This is a genomic window from Rathayibacter sp. PhB152 (assembly GCF_003751395.1).
In the GTDB taxonomy this organism is placed as follows: Bacteria; Actinomycetota; Actinomycetes; order Actinomycetales; family Microbacteriaceae; genus Rathayibacter; species Rathayibacter festucae.
On record NZ_RJUT01000007.1, the window covers coordinates 37,031 to 51,152 of the forward strand.

A 14,122-nucleotide genomic window follows, 5' to 3' on the forward strand; every position below is an offset into this window, starting at 1 on the left:
CCGGAGGGGCGTATCGAGACCCGCCGTCGCCTGCAGGGTGGTCTGCAGGCTCCGGTTCAGGCCCGCTGCGCGGGCTACTCGATCGGCAAAGGTGCATTCGCCCCGCGCCGTCAGCTCAGCGTGCGGCGCCCCGAGATCACGCCGGACACCACGGCGACCACGCCGAAGACGATCGCGACGACCGGCTGGCCGAGGTCGAGCCAGGCGAGGGCGGCGGCGCCCATGATCAGCAGCTCGATCAGCGAGCGGCCGTAGAGGTCGATCGCGAGGACGGCGCGCGGCGACAGGAAGAGCGCCCAGAGCAGGATCGCCAGCACCGGTGCGCCCACGCCGAAGACGATGCTCCACGGCAGATCCCAGGACAGGAAGCCCCACAGCCCGAGGCTGACGAACGCGAACAGCTCGAGCACGAGGCGGAGGACGTCGTTCGGCCCGACCCTCGGATCGGTCCGTGCAGTGCCCGCTGTCGCTCGATTCACGCGGACCATCGTATCCGCCCGCGGTGAGTCGCCCGAGAGGGCTCGTCTCCCGCCCTGCGGGCAGCCGTTCCGGGCGACTCGACGCCGCGCGCCGGAGCAGCGCCGGGGTCAGTGGAAGATGATCGTGCGGGCGCCGTCGAGCAGCACGCGGTCCTCCGCGAACCACTTCACGGCCTGGGTGAGCGTGCGGCTCTCCTCGTCCTGCCCGATCGCGACCAGCTGCGCGGGGGAGTGCGAGTGGTCGACCCGCACCACGTTCTGCTCGATGATCGGGCCCTCGTCGAGGTCGCTCGTCACGAAGTGCGCGGTCGCGCCGATCAGCTTCACCCCGCGGGCGTGCGCCTGCTTGTAGGGGTTCGCGCCCTTGAAACCGGGCAGGAAGGAGTGGTGGATGTTGATCGCCCGGCCGGCCAGGCGCGCGCAGAGCTCGGGGGAGAGGATCTGCATGTACCGGGCGAGGACGACCAGCTCGATGTCGTGCTCCTCGACGACCTCGACGACGCGGTCCTCGAAGGCGCGCTTGGTCTCGGGCGACGTCACCGCCCGCGACTCGAACGGCACTCCGTAGAAGCCGGCCAGGTCCTGCAGCGTGGCGTGGTTCGAGAGGATTAGCGGGACGTCGATGGCGAGCTGCCCCGCACGCTGGCGGAACAGCAGGTCGTTCACGCAGTGCCCCGCGGTCGAGGCGAGCAGCAGCGTGCGCAGCGGGCGGCCGACGACGTCGAGCCGCCAGGTCATGCCGTAGTGCTCGGTGACGGGGAGCAGCGCGGCCTCGAACTCGTCGCGGGTGACGGGCGACTGCACCTGCAGGCGCATGAAGAAGCGGCCGGTGTCGGCGCTGGAGAACTGCTGGCTCTCGGTGATGTTGCCGCGGGCCTGGACCACGGCTCCCGAGACCGCGTGCACGATGCCGGGCAGGTCGGGGCAGGCGAAGGTGAGCGTCCAGTGGTTGCCGGGACCGTCGTCGGAGCCGCCGATCGCCGCGTCGGCGGGCGTTCGGGCGGGAGCGGGCGCGGCGGAGTCGGTCTGCATCCGCTCAGGATATCGGCCGCCCGTTGCTACACTGGCCGCGTCGCGACTGGCGTTCGGATGGGTGACCATCAGGGAGCGGCACCCTCTCCGGAGACCTCTTCCGGACACTTTTCCTGCCGCTCGCCTGGGCCGGAACGGATACCGTTGTCCTGCGTGCCCGAGCGTGCCTCGTCGCCTCGCGGACGCCATCCGTTTCGCAGCCAAGGAGCGCACGTGTCCTCTTCTCCCGCCTCGAGCACCGCCAGCACCGGTGTCTCGGCCTCGTTCAACGAGCCCGTCTCCGTCGTCGATCCCGAGATCGCCGCCGTCCTGCAGCAGGAGCTCGACCGCCAGCGCGGCTACCTCGAGATGATCGCCAGCGAGAACTTCGTGCCGCGCGCGATCCTCGAGTCGCAGGGCTCGGTCCTCACCAACAAGTACGCCGAGGGCTACCCCGGCCGCCGCTACTACGGCGGCTGCGAGTACGTCGACGTCGCCGAGCAGCTCGCGATCGACCGCGCGAAGGCGCTCTTCGGCGCCGAGTTCGCGAACGTCCAGCCGCACTCCGGCGCGACGGCCAACGCGGCGGCGCTCGCCGCCCTCGTCCAGCCGGGCGACACCATCCTCGGCCTCGAGCTGGCGCACGGCGGCCACCTCACCCACGGGATGAAGCTCAACTTCTCGGGCAAGCTCTACAACGCCACGGCGTACGGAGTCGACCCGCAGACCTTCCGCATCGACATGGACGCGGTCCGGGAGAAGGCGCTCGAGGTCCGCCCGCAGGTCCTCATCGCCGGCTGGTCGGCCTACCCGCGCCACCTCGACTTCGAGGCGTTCCGCGCGATCGCCGACGAGGTCGGCGCCAAGCTCTGGGTCGACATGGCCCACTTCGCCGGACTCGTCGCCGCGGGCCTGCACCCCTCGCCCGTGCCGCACGCCGACGTGGTGACCACCACGGTGCACAAGACGCTCGCCGGCCCCCGCTCCGGCCTCATCCTGGCCAAGCAGGAGTACGCCAAGAAGCTCAACTCCGCCGTCTTCCCGGGCCAGCAGGGCGGGCCGCTCATGCACGTCATCGCCGCGAAGGCCACCGCGTTCAAGCTCGCGGGCGAGCAGGAGTTCGCCGACCGCCAGGCGCGCACCATCCGCGGCGCGCAGATCCTCGCGGAGCGCCTGACGGCCGCGGACTCGAAGGCCGAGGGCATCGACGTGCTCACGGGCGGCACCGACGTGCACCTCGTGCTCGCCGACCTCCGCGACTCGCCGCTCGACGGCAAGCAGGCCGAGGACCGCCTGCACGAGGTCGGCATCACGGTCAACCGCAACGCCGTGCCGTTCGACCCGCGCCCGCCGATGGTCACCTCGGGCCTGCGGATCGGCACGCCCGCGCTCGCGACCCGCGGCTTCGGCGACGCCGAGTTCACCGTCGTGGCCGACGTCATCGCCGAGGCGCTCAAGCCCTCGGCCGACCTCGAGGCGCTGCGCGCCCGGGTCAAGGGGCTCACGGACGACTTCCCGCTGTACCCGGGGCTGTAGGCCGCACCGCTTCCCCGTGCTCGGCGGGGTCCGGAGCGCCGAGTGCGCCTCCGGACCCCGCCGAGCACTACTGCACGACAGGCGCGGGAGCGCCGACGAACGAGGAGTTGCACGATGACGGCACAGGTACTCGACGGCGTCGCGACCGCCGCGACGGTCAAGGCGGAGATCGCCGAGCGCGTGGCGGTGCTGCGCGAGAAGGGCGTCGTGCCCGGTCTCGGCACGCTGCTGGTCGGCGACGACCCGGCCTCGCGCTCCTACGTCGCGGGCAAGCACCGGGACTGCGCGGAGGTCGGGATCGAGTCGATCCGCGTCGACCTGCCCGCCACGGCCTCCGCGGAGGACATCCGCGCGGCCATCCGGCAGCTCAACGAGTCGGACTCGGTGACCGGCTACATCATCCAGCTGCCGCTGCCGAAGGGCATCGACGAGAACGCGATGCTCGAGCTGATGGACCCGGAGAAGGACGCCGACGGGCTGCACCCGACCAACCTCGGCCGGCTGGTGCTGGGCGTCGAGGGCGAGCTCGACAGCCCGCTGCCCTGCACGCCGAACGGCATCGTCGAGATGCTGAAGCGCCACGAGATCCCGATCTCGGGGAAGCACGTCGTCGTCGTCGGGCGCGGGCTCACGGTCGGCCGCCCGCTCGGGCTGCTGCTGACCCGCAAGGGGCTCGATGCGACGGTGACGCTGACGCACTCGCGGACGACGGATCTCGCGGCGGAGGTGCGGCGGGCGGACATCGTGGTCGCCGCCGTGGGCGTTCCGGGACTGATCGCGGCGGACTGGGTGAAGCCGGGGGCGGCGGTGCTCGACGTCGGGATCACCCGGGTCGAGAATCCGGAGACGGGGAAAGCGAAGCTGACCGGCGACGTCGCTCCCGGGGTGGCCGAGGTCGCGGGGTGGCTGTCGCCGGTGCCGGGCGGGGTCGGGCCGATGACGCGGGCGATGCTGATCCACAACGTGGTGGGGGCGGCGGAGCGGGCTCTTCGCTAGCTGGACGTCTGGTTGCTTGCTGCTGCCGTTCTGACGGGGGGAGGGGCGCGGGGGGGGGGGGGCGGGGGGGGGGGGGGGGCGCGGGGGGGGGGGGGGCGGGGCGCCGGGGGGGGGGGGGGGCGGGGGCCCCCGCCCCCGCCCCCCGCCGCCCCCCCCCCCCCCCCCCCCCCCCCCCCCCCCCCCCCCCCCCCCCCCCCCCCCCCTCCGGGGCCGGCAGCGGGGGACGGGCGCGCCCTTCGGGCGGCGCGGTGTGGAGTCCGGGTTGAAGGGACCAGAGGTGTGGGCGGACCTCGGTGGTCAGGAGTGCAAGCGGACCTCGTCGCCGGGGGTCAGGTGGGCCAGGGTGTCGAGGGAGGACGCGGCGATGACGGCGAGGACGGGGTAGCCGCCCGTTGTCGGGTGGTCGGGGCCGAAGAGGACGGGGAGGCCTGAGGGCGGGAGTTGGATCGCGCCGGGGACGAGGGCCTCGCTGGGGAGTTCGGGGGCGTCGCCTGTGGGGAGGGGGGTGCCGGCGAGGCGGAGGCCGATGCGGTCGGCGGAGGGGCTGAGGTGCCAGGGGCCGGCGAGGAGGCGCTGCCACGTGCCGGGGGGCAGGAGGTCGAGGCGGGGGCCTGGGAGGACGCGCAGGACGGGGTTCCGAGGCGCGTCGAAAGGCCACCAGTCGGGGAGGAGGACCTCGCCGGCGGGGGTGCCGAACGCGAGCAGGTCGCCGGGGCGGAGAGGGGTCGGGCCGAGGGCGGAGAGGGTGTCGCGGGAGCGGGAGCCGAGGACGGGCGGCGCGGCGATGCCGCCGCGGACGCCGAGGGTGCGGCGCAGGCCCGCCGTCAGGGGGCCGAGCCTCAGGACCGAGCCGGCGGGAGCGAGCGTCGGCAGGACGCGGGCGAGGGCTGCGCCGTCGAGGGTCGCGGCTCCGGCGGCGCCGGTGAGGCTGATCCAGGTGGGGGTCTCGAAGCGGGCGGTGAAGCCGGCGCCGAGCAGCTCGAGGGCGGCTGCGTCTCGGGCGTTGCCGAGGAGGCGGTTCGCGAGGCGGAGGGCGCCGCGGTCCATCGCGCCGGAGCGTCCGACCCCGACGGCGGCGTGGCCGGGGCGGCCGTGGTCCTCGACGAGGGCGAGGGGGCCGGGGTCGAGGACGCGCAGGCTCACGGCAGCGCCCGGAAGCGGACCTCGTCGCCGGGGGCGAGCAGGGCGGGCGGCAGGCGCTCGATGTCCCAGAGCTCCGCGTCGGTCGAGCCGATCAGCTGCCAGCCGCCGGGGGAGGAGCGCGGGTAGACGCCGGAGTAGCCGGCTGCGAGGGCGACCGCGCCGGCGGGGACGCGGGTGCGCGGCTCGGCGCGGCGGGCGACCTCCGGCCAGGGGGCGAGCGCGACGAGGTAGGCGAAGCCGGGGGCGAAGCCGCCGAAGGCCGCGCGCCACGGGGTCGCCGTGTGGCGGCGGATCAGTTCGGCGGGCGTCCAGCCGAGGGCGTCCGCCGCCTCGGCGAGGTCGACGCCGTCGTATCGGACGGCGATCTCGTGCCGGCGGCCGATGGTGCCGGGCCCCGTCGGCTCCGTCGTCTCCGCTGTCCGCAGGATCCACGGGGACGCCGTCGTGACCGGCAGTGACTCGTCCAGCACGACGAGGACCGTCCGGGCGGCGGGGACCAGGTCGAGGACGCCTGCGGGACGGGAGCGGTCGAGCGCCGCCGCGAGGGCGAGCGCCTCGTCGAGGCCGTCGACCTCGGCCAGCACGGCGCGATCGCCGGAGGGCAGCAGCCGCACCGGGATCACGGCGCAGCGCTCACCAGGGTGACGCCCGCCTCGGAGAGGGCCGCGCGCACCGCCTCCGCCATCGCGACGGCGCCGGGGGTGTCGCCGTGGACGCAGAGGGAGTCGACGTCGAGGGCGAGCTCCTCGCCCGAGGCGGCCGTCACCGTGCCCTCCAGGACCATCCGGACGGCCCGGGCGGCGACGGCCGCCGGGTCGGTCAGCAGGTCGCCGGGCTCGCCGCGGGGCACCAGCGTGCCGTCGGCGCGGTAGCCGCGGTCGACGAACGCCTCGCGGAGGAACGGCAGGCCGGCGCCCGCCGCCGCCCGCTCGACGGCGGAGGACCCGAGGCCGAGCAGGGGCAGTGCGGGAGCGGTGTCCCGGACGGCGGCGACCACGGCCTCCGCCTGCCGCTCGTCGTGCACGATGCGGTTGTAGAGGGCGCCGTGCGGCTTCACGTAGCGCACCTCCGTGCCCGCGGCCCGCGCGATCGCCTGCAGGGCGCCGAGCTGGTAGACGACGTCGGCGTGCAGCTCGTCGGGGCCGACGGGCAGGTCGCGTCGCCCGAAGCCTGCGAGGTCGCGGTACGCGACGTGGGCGCCGATCGCCACACCGCGCTCGGCGGCGGTGCGGCAGGTGGCGAGCATGATCGAGGGGTCGCCGGCGTGGAAGCCGCAGGCGATGTTCGCGCTCGTGACGAGCCGGAGCATCGCGTCGTCGTCGCCGAGCGACCACACGCCGAAGCCCTCGCCGAGGTCGGCGTTCAGGTCGATCGCACTCCGCATCCTCCGAGCCTACGGGCGGCGTCCAGCCGGGGCTCGCTAGCGTGGGCAGACGCGCTCGCGTTCCCACCCCCTCCGGACCACCGCTCGAGCGCGCCCCCACGAAGGAGAAAACATGCTGACCGTCAACGCCTACGCCGCCCCCTCCGCCACCGAGCCGCTCGTCCCCACCACGATCGAGCGCCGCGACGTCGGAGCGCACGACGTGCTCATCGAGATCGCCTACGCGGGCATCTGCCACTCCGACATCCACACCGTCCGCGGCGAGTGGGGCCCCGTCCAGTACCCGCTCACCGTCGGCCACGAGATCGTCGGAGTCGTCGCCGAGGTCGGCTCCGAGGTGTCCAAGCACAAGGTCGGCGACCGCGTCGGCGTCGGCTGCATGGTCAACTCCTGCCGCGAGTGCGAGAACTGCCTCGCCGGCGAGGAGCAGTACTGCCTGAAGGGCAACACCGGCACCTACGCCTCCGTCGACCGCGACGGCACCGTCACCCAGGGCGGCTACTCCACCCACGTCGTCGTCGTCGAGGACTTCGTGCTCCGCGTCCCGGAGTCGATCCCCTACGAGGCCGCCGCGCCGCTGCTCTGCGCCGGCATCACCACCTACTCGCCGCTCTCGCACTGGGAGGCGGGCCCCGGCAAGCGGGTCGCCGTCGTCGGTCTCGGCGGACTCGGCCACATGGCCGTCAAGTTCGCGCACGCGATGGGCGCCGAGGTCACCGTGCTGTCGCAGACGCTGAGCAAGAAGGAGGACGGCCTCCGTCTGGGCGCCGATCACTACTACGCGACGAAGGACGAGGAGACGTTCTCGACGCTCAAGAACTCCTTCGACATCATCATCAACACGGTCAGCGCGCCGCTCGACCTGGACGCCTACCTCGGCCTCCTGCGCCGCAACGGCACGATGGTCAACGTCGGCGCTCCGGCCGAGGCGCTGCCGCTGCACGTCTTCACCCTGTTCGCCGCGCGCCGCTCCTTCGCGGGCTCCGGCATCGGCGGCATCCGCGAGACCCAGGAGATGCTCGACTTCTGCGCCGAGAAGGGCATCGCGAGCGAGGTCGAGGTCGTCTCGGCGTCGCAGATCAACGAGGCCTACGAGCGCGTGCTCGCCTCGGACGTGCGCTACCGCTTCGTCATCGACATCGCGACGCTCACGAAGTAGCGGTTCCACCGGCCGCGGGGTCGGCTACGGTCGTTCGCATGAGCGAGCGCAGCCACCCCGCGGTCGACCGCGTCCTGGCCGATCTCGAGGTCCACGGGGTGCGGCCGCCGGTCCGCTGGCTCGATGAGGCGGCGTCGACGGCGGCGCTCGCCGCTGCGGCCCTCGGCATCGAGGTCGGCCAGATCGCGAACTCGCTGATCTTCCTCCTCGACGGGACGCCGCTGCTGGTCCTCACCAGCGGTGGGCACCGCGTCGACACCGACTGGCTGGGCGACGAGCTCGGTGGGGAGATCACCCGTGCCTCGGCGTCGGTCGTCAAGGCCGCGACGGGCCAGACCATCGGAGGCGTCGCGCCGGTCGGTCACCCGACCCCGCTGCTCACCGTGGTCGACACCGCCCTGGCCGAGTACGACACCGTCTGGGCGGCCGCCGGCCACGCCCACACCGTCTACCCGACCAGCGCCGCGGAGCTCGTCCGCGTCACCGGAGGCGGCCTTCGCCCGGTCGTCCCGCCGGCGTGACCCGTTCTGCTGCTCGGTCGGCGAAGCCTGCTGATCGAGCAGCCCGCTCCGCGGGCGTATCGGTCGGCGAAGCCGCCTTGCGTCTCGGTGGTGAGGGGAAGGACGCGCCGCGCCCCTTTTCATGCTGGTCGAGTAGCCCCGCAGGGGCGTATCGAGACCCACCGCCCTCGACAGGGCGGGTCTGCAGACTCGCGTTCTGACGGTGGTGGATCACGAGACGCCCACTCCGCGGGCTACTCGATCAGCATGGTCCGCCCATGCCTACCAGGTGATCTTTCTAGGAGGTCCGAGGGTCAGCGGACGCGGCCTGCGCCGTCGGCCGCGGTCACGAGGAACAGCTCGGGGGTGCGGAAGCCCTTGTCGGCGAAGGCGGCGAGGACCGCCGCGCGGACCTCCTCCTCCTTCTCGACGGGGGTGAGTGCGATGGCGGAGCCGCCGAAGCCGCCGCCCGTCATCCGCGCACCGATCGCGCCGGCGCCGCGGGAGGCCTCGACCGCGGTGTCGAGCTCGGGGATCGAGATCTCGAAGTCGTCGCGGAGCGAGACGTGGCCGGCGTCGAGGAGCTCGCCGATCGCGCGCGGTCCCTGCTCGCGGAGGGTGCGGACGGTCGTGAGGACGCGGGCGTCCTCGGTCACCACATGCTTCACGCGGCGGTAGGTCACGTCGTCGAGGAGCTCCTCGGCGCGGGGCAGGTCCTCCACCGACAGCTCGCGCAGCGACTCCACTCCGAGCGTCGACGCCCCGAGCTCGCAGGAGGCGCGGCGCTCGGCGTAGCCGCCGGTGGCGTGCGCGTGCTCGACCCGGGTGTCGATGACGAGAAGCACCAGCCCGGCCTCCTCGAAGCCGAGCGGCACGACCTCGGTGTCCAGGCTCCGGCAGTCGAGGAAGACGGCCGCGTCGCGCTCGCCGAACAGCGAGGCGGACTCGTCCATGATCCCGGTCGGCGCGCCGACGGCGACGTTCTCGGCGCGACGGCCCACGCGGGCGAGCGTCGCGCGGTCGAGCCCGAGCTCCCAGAGCTCGTTCAGCGCCACGGCCATCGCGCACATCAGCGCGGCCGAGCTGGAGAGCCCCGCGCCGACCGGCACGTCGGAGTCGACGAAGGCGTCGAAGCCCGAGCGCGCGCCGAGGTCGACGCCGTACTCGCTGAGCGCCCAGACGACGCCGAGCGGGTAGGCCGACCAGCCGTCGAGCGCGTCCGGCCCGAGGTCGTCCAGCGAGATCTCGACGTGCTCGGGGGAGAAGGCGCTCGAGATCCGGACGACCCGGTCCTCCCTCGGCGCGACGGCCATCGCGGTGGCGCGGTCGATGGCGAACGGGAAGACGAAGCCGTCGTTGTAGTCGGTGTGCTCGCCGATCAGGTTGACGCGGCCGGGTCCGGCCCAGACGCCGACGGCCGGGTGGCCGTAGGCGCGCTCGAAGTCCTGCGCGGCGCGCTCGGCGACGGCGTCGAGGGAGGCGGAGGTGGTCATCGGTTCTCCTCGGGGGTGGTGTCGGCGGCGGGGAGCGACGCGTCGGGGTTCGCGGCCGTCTCGGCGGCCAGGGTGGCGGCGTCGGCGCGCTCGATCGCCTCGCGCAGGGCGGCGGCGCTCGTCTCGGGGGCGATGTCGCCGATCCAGGCGCCCATCGCCGCCTCGCTGCCCGCGAGGTACTTGAGCTTGGTGGCGGCGCGGCGCGGCGACGTGATCTGCAGCATGAGCCGCACCTCGTCGCGCCGCTCGTGCACCGGCGCCTGATGCCAGGCGGAGATGTAGGGGGTGGGCGAGTCGTAGAGCGCATCGATCCCGCGCAGGAGCCGCTGGTAGACCACGGCGAGCTCGTCGCGCTCCTCGGGCGTCGTCTCGCTGATGTCGGCGACGTGGCGGTGCGGCAGCACGTGCACCTCGATGGGCCAGCGCGCGGCGAAGGGCACGAAGGCCGTCCAGTGCTCGCCGCGGACGAGCACGCGCTCGCCGGCCTGCTCGAAGGCGAGGATGTCGGCGAACATCCCGGGACCGTAGGCGTCGAGCGACGCGAGCAGCCGCGTCGTCCGCGGGGTGACGTACGGGTAGGAGTAGATCTGGCCGTGCGGGTGGTGCAGGGTGACGCCGATCGCCTCTCCGCGGTTCTCGAACGGGAAGACCTGCTGCACCCCGGGCAGGGCCGACAGCGCGGCGACGCGGTCGGCCCACGCCTCGACGACGGTGCGGGCCCGCGAGGCGGAGAGCGTCGCGAACGAGCCCTCGTGCTCGGGGCTGAAGCAGACGACCTCGCAGCGGCCGACGCTCGTCAGGGTCCGGCCGAGGCCGAGCGTCCGGAGGTCCTCGAGGGACGCGGGCGCGTCCTCGTCCTCGAGCAGCGGTCCGAAGGACGGCGAGCGGTTCTCGAAGACGGCGACGTCGTACACGCTCGGCACCTCCGACGGGTTCGTCGGCGAGGCGGGGGCGAGCGGGTCGAGCTCGGCCGGCGGCAGGAAGACGCGGTTCTGCCGGGAGGCGGCGATCGACACCCACTCCCCGGTGAGGACGTCCTGGCGCATGCGCGCGGTCGCGGGGCGGGGATCGAGATCGCGGGCATCCGCCGAGCGCTCGGGAGGGAGGGACGTGTCCGCGTCATCGAAGTAGATGAGGTCACGGCCGTCGGCGAGGACGTGCGGGCGCTTGACGACGCCGGCGGAGAGGGGGATCGCTTCGTTCATGGCACCGCCCACGATAGACCGCGACCTTCGGAAAGGAAAGCGTGGTTTCTCTTTGACAAGTCGATGGCGCGAAGGACACGATGGAGCGATGAGGACGGACGGGGAGCAGGAGAGCCGCTCGGCGCTCGAGCGCCGCTTCGAGATGCGGCTGCTCGCCGAGAAGCAGGGCTTCGTCTCCGTCGCGGACCTCTCCGACCGCCTGGGCGTCTCCGTCGTCACCGTCCGCTCCGACCTCGATCGGCTCGCCGGCGAGGGGACCGTCCAGCGCGTCCGCGGGGGAGCCGTGCCGACCGGCGAGCGCTCGGGGGAGCGCTCGTTCGAGGAGGGCCTCGCCTCCGCCTCCGACGAGAAGGCCGCGATCGGCCGCGAGGCCGCCGCCTCGGTCGCCTCCGGCGAGAGCGTGATCCTCGACGTCGGCACCACGACGCTCGCGATCGCCCACGCACTCGTGGCGCGGGACGACCTCCGCGACGTCACCGTCGTCACCAACGGCCTCAGCATCGCCCTCGCGCTCGAGCCCGCCATCCCGCGCTTCACCGTCGTCGTCACCGGCGGCACCCTGCGCCCGCTGCAGCACTCCCTCGTCGAGCCGCTCGCCTCCGAGGTGCTCGAGCGGATCCGCGCCGACGTCGTCTTCGTCGGCTGCACGGGCGTCCATCCCGAGGCGGGTGTGACCAACGTGAACCTGCCCGAGGCCACGCTCAAGCGCCGCATGCTGCACGCGGCCACCCGCCGCGTCGTGGTCGCCGACTCGAGCAAGCTCGGCGTCGTCGACCTCGGCCGGGTCGCCGGCACCGAGGAGTTCGACCGCCTGCTCACCGGTGCGGCCGCGGGCGACGCCGTCATGGGGCGGCTCGAGGCGGCGCGCCTCGCCGTCACCCGCTGCGGCACGCTCCGGCCCGGTCCGCAGGCCGACGGCGGTGCCGGTCCGTAGGATTCAGGGATGGCCGACTTCACTCCCGCCCCCGCAACCGGGCGCCAGTTCGCCCTCGACCTCACCGCCGAGGGACGCACCCTGCACGCCGTCGTCACGGAGGTGGCCGCAGGGCTGCGCCACCTCTCCGTCGACGGCGTCGAGATCACCGCCGGATACCCCGAGACCGTCGTCCCGCCGTTCGGCTCGGGCATCGTCCTGATGCCCTGGCCCAACCGCGTGAAGGACGGCCGCTGGCACCACGCCGGGCGCACCCAGCAGCTCGACATCACCGAGCCCAAGTACCACAACGCGATCCACGGCCTGCTGCGCAGCGCCTCCTACCGCGTCGTCGAGCAGGGCCCGTCGTTCGTCGAGCTCGCCGCGCCCGTCGTCCCGCAGGCGGGCTACCCGTTCCACCTCGAGACCACGGTCCGCTACGAGCTGCAGGCCGACGGCCTGAAGGTCGTGCACCGCGTCGTCAACGTCGGCGCCGATGAGGCGCCGGTCGCGATCGGCACGCACCCGTTCCTCGCGATCGGCGACGTCCCGACCGACGAGCTCGAGATCACGGTCGACGCGGCGGTGCACATCGAGGTCGACGAGCGGCTCAACCCCACGGGTCAGAGCCCGGTCGACGGCACCGAGTGGGACCTCCGCCGCGGACGCCGGATCGGCGAGCTCGAGCTCGACGACGCCTGGGCCGACGTCACGATCGTCGACGGCGAGAGCGTCCACGGCCTCCGCGCCGACGACGGTCGCCGCGTGCTGCTCTGGGCCGACGCCTCGCACAACTTCATCCAGGTCTTCATCACCCGGATCTTCCCCGAAGGCGACGACGTCAAGACCGCCATCGCGGTCGAGCCGATGACCGCGCCCGCCGAGGCGCTCAACTCCGGTCAGGGCCTGCGCTGGCTCGAGCCGGGCGAGGAGTGGAGCGTCGCCTGGGGCATCCGCCACGAGGGCTTCCCCGCCTCGTCATGACGACGAGCAGCACGAGCGCCGTCAGCACCTCCGCCGGCGGCACCTCCGCCGGGCGCGACGACGAGGCCAAGCGCGCCGCCCTCGTCGCGATGAAGCGGCTCGCCACCGGGCTGCTGGTGCTGATGGCGATCGTGTTCGCCGTGTCCTTCGCCCTCCAGGACCGCTACCCCTGGCTCCAGTGGGTGCGCGCGGCGAGCGAGGGCGGCATGGTCGGCGCGCTCGCGGACTGGTTCGCGGTGACGGCGCTCTTCCGGCGGCCGCTCGGGCTGCCGATCCCGCACACGGCGATCATCCCGACCAAGAAGGACGAGATCGGCGCGAGCCTCGCGCAGTTCGTCGAGGAGAACTTCCTCCGCGGCGCGATCGTCCGCGAGAAGCTCGATTCCTTCGGCATCGCCCGCCGTGCCGGGCTCTGGCTCGCCGAGCCCGAGAACGCGCACCGCGTGGGCGGCGAGAGCGCGGCGGCGGTCCGCTCCACGATCGCGCTGCTCGACGACTCCGACGTGCAGCGCGTGATCGAGGCGCTCGCCCGGCGCCACCTGCTCGACCCGCAGTGGGGCCCGCCGCTGGGCTCGCTCGTCGGCAGCGTCGTCGAGGCGGGGCACCACCGCCGACTCGTGGACACGCTGGTCGAGCAGGCCGAGGCCTGGCTGATCGCGAACCCCGAGAGCTTCACGAGGATGGTCAGCGGCCGGCTCCCCAGCTGGCTGCCCTCCGCGGTCAGTCGCGCGGTCGACGAGCGGCTCTACCGCGAGGCGCTCGTCCTCGTCGAGACGATCCGCGACGACCAGGGTCACCCCTTCCGGATCGCGGTGGACGGCTACCTCGCGACGCTCGCGAAGGACCTCGGCAGCGACCCCGACCTGATCATGCGCGTCGAGGAGATCAAGAACCGCGCCTTCGACAGCCCCCGGGTGCGCGAGCTGGCCGGGGACGCCTGGGAGTCGACGAAGTCGTCGCTCCTCGGCGCGATGGACGACCCGGAGAGCCCGCTGCGCGCGAGCATCGAGTCGATCGTCGTCGACCTCGGCCGCCGGCTCTCGACCGATCAGGCGCTCGCCTCGACCGTCGACACCTGGATCGGCACCGTCGCGGCGAACCTCGTCGACCGCTACCGGGGCGACATCGCCAGCATCATCGGCGAGACGATCGGCCGCTGGGACCCGCAGGAGACCTCCGAGAAGCTCGAGCTCCAGGTCGGCAAGGACCTGCAGTTCATCCGGATCAACGGCACCGTCGTCGGCTCGCTGGCCGGCCTGGTGATCTTCACCGTCGCGCACGCGCTGCTCGGCTCCTGACTCGGGACGCCCGCCGCATCC

General features: G+C 73.5%; 14 protein-coding genes. 7 read left to right on the top strand and 7 right to left on the bottom strand.

The window, feature by feature from the left end; all coding sequences use genetic code 11:
• Nucleotides 1-110: 110 nt before the first annotated feature.
• The gene (locus EDF36_RS16035; RefSeq protein WP_260300750.1) at nt 111-479 is read right to left on the bottom strand and encodes a YrdB family protein; all 369 of its coding nucleotides are present in this window, start codon (nt 477-479) and stop codon (nt 111-113) included.
• Nucleotides 480-587: 108 nt separating this feature from the next.
• Complete coding sequence (gene purU / locus EDF36_RS16040) at nt 588-1,511, bottom strand: formyltetrahydrofolate deformylase (RefSeq protein WP_123733769.1); 924 nt, start codon at nt 1,509-1,511, stop codon at nt 588-590.
• Nucleotides 1,512-1,724: 213 nt separating this feature from the next.
• On the opposite strand from purU, the gene glyA reads away from it, so the two are divergent.
• Both glyA and EDF36_RS16050 read left to right on the top strand, forming a co-directional pair.
• On the top strand, nt 1,725-3,026 hold the full coding sequence (gene glyA, locus EDF36_RS16045) for a serine hydroxymethyltransferase (RefSeq protein WP_185020517.1): 1,302 nt from the start codon (nt 1,725-1,727) through the stop codon (nt 3,024-3,026).
• 114 nt (nt 3,027-3,140) lie between these two features.
• Nucleotides 3,141-4,022 carry a bifunctional methylenetetrahydrofolate dehydrogenase/methenyltetrahydrofolate cyclohydrolase gene (locus tag EDF36_RS16050; protein ID WP_123733771.1) on the top strand — a complete coding sequence of 294 codons (882 nt, stop codon included), beginning with the start codon at nt 3,141-3,143 and terminating at the stop codon, nt 4,020-4,022.
• A gap of 297 nt (nt 4,023-4,319) precedes the next feature.
• On the opposite strand, the gene EDF36_RS16055 is transcribed toward EDF36_RS16050, so the two are convergent.
• The 3 genes from EDF36_RS16055 to EDF36_RS16065 are packed head-to-tail and all read right to left on the bottom strand — an operon-like array spanning nt 4,320 to nt 6,549.
• Entirely contained in the window at nt 4,320-5,165 is an 846-nt protein-coding gene (locus tag EDF36_RS16055; protein ID WP_221181679.1) for a biotin-dependent carboxyltransferase family protein, read from the bottom strand.
• Nucleotides 5,162-5,788, bottom strand: a complete 627-nt coding sequence (locus EDF36_RS16060; RefSeq protein WP_260300751.1) for an allophanate hydrolase subunit 1 — start codon at nt 5,786-5,788, stop codon at nt 5,162-5,164. The genes EDF36_RS16055 and EDF36_RS16060 overlap by 4 nt, the downstream gene beginning before the upstream one ends.
• Nucleotides 5,785-6,549 carry a LamB/YcsF family protein gene (locus EDF36_RS16065; protein WP_123733772.1) on the bottom strand — a complete coding sequence of 255 codons (765 nt, stop codon included), beginning with the start codon at nt 6,547-6,549 and terminating at the stop codon, nt 5,785-5,787. The genes EDF36_RS16060 and EDF36_RS16065 overlap by 4 nt, the downstream gene beginning before the upstream one ends.
• A 112-nt stretch (nt 6,550-6,661) precedes the next feature.
• Between EDF36_RS16065 and EDF36_RS16070 the strand changes: the two genes are divergently transcribed.
• Both EDF36_RS16070 and EDF36_RS16075 read left to right on the top strand, forming a co-directional pair.
• Nucleotides 6,662-7,708 carry an NAD(P)-dependent alcohol dehydrogenase gene (locus EDF36_RS16070; protein WP_123702208.1) on the top strand — a complete coding sequence of 349 codons (1,047 nt, stop codon included), beginning with the start codon at nt 6,662-6,664 and terminating at the stop codon, nt 7,706-7,708.
• A gap of 38 nt (nt 7,709-7,746) precedes the next feature.
• Nucleotides 7,747-8,229, top strand: a complete 483-nt coding sequence (locus EDF36_RS16075) for a YbaK/EbsC family protein (RefSeq protein ID WP_123702210.1) — start codon at nt 7,747-7,749, stop codon at nt 8,227-8,229.
• A 293-nt stretch (nt 8,230-8,522) separates the two neighbouring features.
• Here the strand turns inward: EDF36_RS16075 and galK are convergent, their stop codons facing one another.
• Both galK and galT read right to left on the bottom strand, forming a co-directional pair.
• The gene (gene galK, locus EDF36_RS16080) at nt 8,523-9,701 is read right to left on the bottom strand and encodes a galactokinase (protein ID WP_123702212.1); all 1,179 of its coding nucleotides are present in this window, start codon (nt 9,699-9,701) and stop codon (nt 8,523-8,525) included.
• Nucleotides 9,698-10,906, bottom strand: a complete 1,209-nt coding sequence (galT, locus tag EDF36_RS16085) for a galactose-1-phosphate uridylyltransferase (protein WP_123733773.1) — start codon at nt 10,904-10,906, stop codon at nt 9,698-9,700. The genes galK and galT overlap by 4 nt, the downstream gene beginning before the upstream one ends.
• An 88-nt stretch (nt 10,907-10,994) precedes the next feature.
• On the opposite strand from galT, the gene EDF36_RS16090 reads away from it, so the two are divergent.
• From EDF36_RS16090 to EDF36_RS16100, 3 genes are read left to right on the top strand one after another with little or no spacing between them, the layout of a single operon-like run.
• Complete coding sequence (locus tag EDF36_RS16090) at nt 10,995-11,840, top strand: DeoR/GlpR family DNA-binding transcription regulator (RefSeq protein WP_185020518.1); 846 nt, start codon at nt 10,995-10,997, stop codon at nt 11,838-11,840.
• Nucleotides 11,841-11,849: 9 nt separating this feature from the next.
• A complete protein-coding gene (locus tag EDF36_RS16095; RefSeq protein ID WP_123733774.1) occupies nt 11,850-12,803 on the top strand; it encodes an aldose 1-epimerase family protein in 954 nt (317 codons plus the stop codon).
• On the top strand, nt 12,800-14,101 hold the full coding sequence (locus EDF36_RS16100) for a DUF445 domain-containing protein (RefSeq protein ID WP_123733775.1): 1,302 nt from the start codon (nt 12,800-12,802) through the stop codon (nt 14,099-14,101). The genes EDF36_RS16095 and EDF36_RS16100 overlap by 4 nt, the downstream gene beginning before the upstream one ends.
• Nucleotides 14,102-14,122 lie beyond the last annotated feature (21 nt).

Bases quoted from the DNA above. Each gene is read 5' to 3' on its own strand.
- purU (WP_123733769.1), bottom strand. From the start codon at position 1,511: ATGCAGACCGACTCCGCCGCGCCCGCTCCCGCCCGAACGCCCGCCGAC.
- EDF36_RS16050 (WP_123733771.1), top strand. From the start codon at position 3,141: ATGACGGCACAGGTACTCGACGGCGTCGCGACCGCCGCGACGGTCAAG.
- EDF36_RS16065 (WP_123733772.1), bottom strand. From the start codon at position 6,549: ATGCGGAGTGCGATCGACCTGAACGCCGACCTCGGCGAGGGCTTCGGC.
- EDF36_RS16070 (WP_123702208.1), top strand. From the start codon at position 6,662: ATGCTGACCGTCAACGCCTACGCCGCCCCCTCCGCCACCGAGCCGCTC.
- EDF36_RS16075 (WP_123702210.1), top strand. From the start codon at position 7,747: ATGAGCGAGCGCAGCCACCCCGCGGTCGACCGCGTCCTGGCCGATCTC.
- galK (WP_123702212.1), bottom strand. From the start codon at position 9,701: ATGACCACCTCCGCCTCCCTCGACGCCGTCGCCGAGCGCGCCGCGCAG.
- galT (WP_123733773.1), bottom strand. From the start codon at position 10,906: ATGAACGAAGCGATCCCCCTCTCCGCCGGCGTCGTCAAGCGCCCGCAC.
- EDF36_RS16090 (WP_185020518.1), top strand. From the start codon at position 10,995: ATGAGGACGGACGGGGAGCAGGAGAGCCGCTCGGCGCTCGAGCGCCGC.
- EDF36_RS16095 (WP_123733774.1), top strand. From the start codon at position 11,850: ATGGCCGACTTCACTCCCGCCCCCGCAACCGGGCGCCAGTTCGCCCTC.
- EDF36_RS16100 (WP_123733775.1), top strand. From the start codon at position 12,800: ATGACGACGAGCAGCACGAGCGCCGTCAGCACCTCCGCCGGCGGCACC.